Annotated in this window: 4 protein-coding genes and 2 pseudogenes; 2 read left to right on the forward strand and 4 right to left on the reverse strand. The window is 65.0% G+C overall.

Going from position 1 to position 3,384, the window contains the following annotated elements:
• Positions 1-360, reverse strand: a pseudogene (locus MOV61_RS29160) (MFS transporter); the annotation flags it as partial.
• 99 nt (positions 361-459) lie between these two features.
• Between MOV61_RS29160 and MOV61_RS29165 the strand changes: the two are divergent.
• Positions 460-1,437 carry an AraC family transcriptional regulator gene (locus tag MOV61_RS29165; protein WP_051899703.1) on the forward strand — a complete coding sequence of 326 codons (978 nt, stop codon included), beginning with the start codon at positions 460-462 and terminating at the stop codon, positions 1,435-1,437.
• Between the two features lie 2 nt (positions 1,438-1,439).
• On the opposite strand, the gene MOV61_RS29170 is transcribed toward MOV61_RS29165, so the two are convergent.
• The 3 genes from MOV61_RS29170 to MOV61_RS29180 are packed head-to-tail and all read right to left on the reverse strand — an operon-like array spanning position 1,440 to position 3,158.
• The gene (locus MOV61_RS29170; RefSeq protein ID WP_247139082.1) at positions 1,440-2,144 is read right to left on the reverse strand and encodes a TIGR02281 family clan AA aspartic protease; all 705 of its coding nucleotides are present in this window, start codon (positions 2,142-2,144) and stop codon (positions 1,440-1,442) included.
• Positions 2,141-2,362, reverse strand: coding sequence for a DUF1289 domain-containing protein (locus MOV61_RS29175; protein ID WP_038586489.1), 222 nt, complete (start codon positions 2,360-2,362; stop codon positions 2,141-2,143). The genes MOV61_RS29170 and MOV61_RS29175 overlap by 4 nt, the downstream gene beginning before the upstream one ends.
• A 19-nt stretch (positions 2,363-2,381) precedes the next feature.
• Positions 2,382-3,158: an adenosylcobinamide-GDP ribazoletransferase gene (locus MOV61_RS29180; protein ID WP_247139083.1), complete on the reverse strand. Its 777-nt coding sequence runs from the start codon at positions 3,156-3,158 to the stop codon at positions 2,382-2,384.
• A 110-nt stretch (positions 3,159-3,268) separates the two neighbouring features.
• Here MOV61_RS29180 and MOV61_RS29185 point away from each other — a divergent pair.
• Positions 3,269-3,384, forward strand: a pseudogene (locus tag MOV61_RS29185) (nicotinate-nucleotide--dimethylbenzimidazole phosphoribosyltransferase); the annotation flags it as partial.

Raw genomic sequence — 3,384 nt, forward strand, 5'->3', positions numbered from 1 at the left:
CACGAGGAGCAGGGTCAGGCCGTTGGCAAGGGCCGCCAGCGCGCAGGAGAGGATGAGCAGGGCGGTCAGCCCGAACAGCGTCCAGCGCCGGTTGAAGCTGCGGGTGCCGATGACGACGCCTGGGCCGGCAAAAGCTGCGATGACCGCCGTCACCGTCACGGTCTGGCCCGCAACGCCGGAACTGATGCCGAGATCGGCGGAGATCGGGGTGAGCAGGCTCGCCGGCAGGAACTCTGCCGTCACGAGGCCGAAGACGCCGAGGGTGAGCGCGATGACCGCGTCCCACCGGGCCTTGGCCGATGTGTTCGGGGACGACGTGTCGCGCACGACATCGTCCTCTTCAAAAATGCTGTTAGTCATAGTCATGTCCTGTCTTGGGAGGTGGCACGGAAGGCCGTGCCGGGGGATAGATTAGACTTAGGCGTGACAGTCTGTAGTTTCCATGCTAGAAAATCCGATATGCTTGACCATTCGTCCAAAGAGCCATCGATAGATCCCTCCGATCCTCTGACCGAGATGCTGCGGGGCCTGCGGCTCGACGGTGTCGAATACGGCCGCTGCCGGCTTCCCGAGCCCTGGGCGACATCGTTTCCGGCGCAGGAGGCGGCGCGGTTCCATTTCATTTCGTCCGGCTCCGCATGGCTGCAGACGCCCTCTGGCGAATGGCTGGAATTGCGGCCTGGAGATGCGGCGCTACTGCCGCGTGGCGATGGACATGTGCTGGCAAGCGCCCCCGGAATTCCGCCGCTGCCTTTCGGCCGGTTCGGCCGCAAGGAGGTCTGCCAGGGCGTGTTCGACGTGCAATGCGCCGATGCCTGCGGCGGCACCGTGGCGCTGACGGCCTCGATGCGCTTCAACATCGACAAGCTGCATCCGCTGCTGCAACTGATGCCGGAGGCGATGCTGACCAGCGATCTTGCCAGGAACGAGCCGTCGATCCCGCATCTTCTCGACGCCATGGCGCGCGAGGTGGACATGGACCGGGTCGGCGCCGGCGGCATTCTCGCAAGACTCGCCGACGTGCTGACCGCGACGCTGATCCGCACCTGGGTCGAACACGGTTGCGGCGATACGACCGGCTGGATTGCGGCCGTGCGCAATCCGGAGGTCGGCCGCGTGCTCGCCGCCATCCATCTCCAGCCCGACCGTGACTGGACCGTGGCGGCGCTGGCGAGGCTGATGGGGGCGTCGCGATCGGGTTTTGCCGAACGGTTTCTTCGCGTCGTCGGCGAAACTCCGGCCCGCTACGTCGCACGGGTGCGCATGCACCAGGCCCGTCAATGGCTGCGCGACGGCGAACGGGTGGCGACCGTCGCCGAACGGCTAGGCTACGATGCCGAAGCCTCCTTCAGCCGCGCCTTCAAGCGCATCATCGGCACGCCGCCGAGTCATTTCCGCAGCAAGGGCGATGGCGTAGCCATCCAGGATTTCGGCTGACCTCAGTCCCGCAATCTCAGCTCGTCGGTCTGCATCTGCAGGGAGCCTAGGGTGGAGAGGAAGCTCATGCCGAGCAGGCTCTCGCCGAGCCTTCCGTCTTCCGCAACCATCGCCCGGACGTTTTTCCGCACGATCGGGCCGATGGCGATTTCGTCCAGCCGCACCCCCGCGGCCATTGCTCGGCCGTTGGCGGTCATCACCGAGACCGAATAATTTAGGCTCTGCGGATTGAGGCCGATCGCGCGGGCATCGTCATAGGAGAGAACCACGGTGCTGGCGCCGGTATCGACTAGCATCGGCAGGACCTTGCCCTGGACCCTGACATTGGTCTGGAAATGGCTGCCCTGGGTCTTGTGGATGATCACCTCGTTGCCGCCTTCGCTGGTCGTCACCACCACGGCGGTACCGGGCAGCAGGCCAGCAGTCACCCTTGCGGCGACATTGCTGGCGTCGTCACGATAGAGATAGGCGGTGACCAGCCCGAGGATGATCAGCAGCCAGATGGCGATATTGCGCAGCACCTCACCGGCATTGCCGCGCCGGCCGGCGAGAATGCCGGCAGCGAGCAGGCCGGCGATCGGCAGGAGGTAGATGATCTGGCCGAAACGGTCGTTGTCGATGCCGAAAGTCTGCCCGGTATCGTGGTTGAAGATCAGCAGCGCCAGGCCGATGCCGAGGACGATGAGAATGCCGGTGAGCACGTTCATGCGGTGTCGCGTTCCCGGATCATGCGCTGCCGGCGGGTTTCCCGACGCGGCCGGCGCTCGACGGTTTCAAGCCGTGCGGGCAGGGTTTCCATCAGCGCACGGCGCTCCGCATCGGTATAATCCATCCAGGCGGCGATCTCCTCGCGCGTGCGTCCGCAGCCGAAACAATAGCCGGTCTTGAGGTCGATCGAACAGACGAGGGTGCAGGGCGAAATCATGCGTCAGTATATCGGGGTTTCAGGCGGCAAGAGCAAGAGTGGCGAGGATGGCGATCTCGCTCAATTGTTGAGTAGCGCCGATCGTATCGCCCGTGTGTCCGCCGAGTTTCTGGCGCACGAAACGGGTGAAACCGAAACCGGCGAGTGCCGCCAAGATCAGCGACAGCAGCACTTTCGGCAGACCGAGAACCGGAACGAGAAGGACAAGAGCGATGGCGGCGCCGGTAAACAGCGCGATATTGCGAGCGCCATCCTCCGGAAATCCGGCGCCGGCCGCGACACCATTTTCCCGGGCTGATGGCAAGGCGCGCCAATGGGCGACCAGGATCGCGCGGCTGACGGCTGCAACGGCAAGCACGGCGAGCGCCGCGGTAACAGCATCGTCGCGGAACAGTGCGGAAAGCGCCGAGGCCCGCAGGCCGAAAGACAGGACCAGCGCCACGACGCCATAGGCGCCGATGCGGCTATCCTTCATGATCAGGAGCGCGTGGTCTTTGTCCCGCCCTCCACCGAGACCGTCCGCCGTGTCGGCAAGGCCGTCCTCGTGGAGCGCGCCGGTCACAAGCGTCAGCAATGCAAGCGCGATCAGGCTGACAAGCAGCGGATCGCCGGATTGCAGGAGGAGAAGAACGAGCGCCGGCAGGACCGCGATGACCAGCCCCGCGACGGGAAAGGCCCGCACCGCCCGCGAGATCGTGCCGTCATGGCCGCGGAAGAAACGGTCCGGCACCGGCAGACGGCTGAGGAACCCGACCGAGCGGGCGAGGTCCGCGATGAATTCCGTTGCGTTTGGCAGTTGTTCCTCCGATCCGACCCGACTATGAGTTTGCGCACACAAGCGCGATTTACGGGAAAAGACAAGTTTTCCCGCCGCGAGATGAGACCGAGACACAAGAGAGACTTTCCATGAGCGTGAGCGGCCTGCCTTTCGACGATTTCCGTGTCCTGCTGCAGAACCTTCCCGGACCGGACCCGCGGGCGCTGGTTGCGGCGCGCGAGCGCGATGCGCAGCTGACCAAGCC

The sequence above is a fragment of the Neorhizobium sp. BETTINA12A genome, from assembly GCF_023006485.1.
Classification (GTDB): domain Bacteria; phylum Pseudomonadota; class Alphaproteobacteria; order Rhizobiales; family Rhizobiaceae; genus Neorhizobium.

What these genes read in the sequence shown, in the direction of transcription:
- MOV61_RS29165 (WP_051899703.1), top strand. Translation starts at nt 460, where the DNA reads ATGCTTGACCATTCGTCCAAAGAGCCATCGATAGATCCCTCCGATCCT.
- MOV61_RS29170 (WP_247139082.1), bottom strand. Translation starts at nt 2,144, where the DNA reads ATGAACGTGCTCACCGGCATTCTCATCGTCCTCGGCATCGGCCTGGCG.
- MOV61_RS29175 (WP_038586489.1), bottom strand. Translation starts at nt 2,362, where the DNA reads ATGATTTCGCCCTGCACCCTCGTCTGTTCGATCGACCTCAAGACCGGC.